This is a genomic window from Paraburkholderia sp. SIMBA_027 (assembly GCF_046535315.1).
In the GTDB taxonomy this organism is placed as follows: domain Bacteria; phylum Pseudomonadota; class Gammaproteobacteria; order Burkholderiales; family Burkholderiaceae; genus Paraburkholderia; species Paraburkholderia tropica.
In genome coordinates, this window is record NZ_JAWRWY010000400.1 from 1 (window position 1) to 278 (window position 278).

The 278-nt window shown below is 61.2% G+C and carries 1 protein-coding gene; it reads right to left on the reverse strand.

From position 1 onward, the window contains the following. Positions 1 to 259 (reverse strand): hypothetical protein (locus SB764_RS39585; protein WP_410866692.1); only part of this gene is annotated, 259 nt, incomplete at its 3' end. Positions 260 to 278 lie beyond the last annotated feature (19 nt).

Here is a 278-nt window from a genome sequence, read left to right on the forward strand (position 1 = left end):
GGGACAGGGCTGCGGGTTTGAGCCGTTTAAGTTGGGCGTTCATGCCGATGACTGCCCGTTTTCGGACCTCGGGGTGGTGGGCGGCACGCTGGTGTGGGGTGATTGCCTGGTCGTGTTTCTTGATGACCTTCGCGCCGTGGCGCGTCTTCGAAACCAGCTTTTGTTGCGGCAGAAGATAGTTCGTGAAGAGGGCGTCCAGGTCCCAGATCTCGTTGAGTTTCGCCAGTTCGGTCGAGGTGTCGTAGCGGTAGTAGCCCACGAGCTCCCGGACCCTGGCC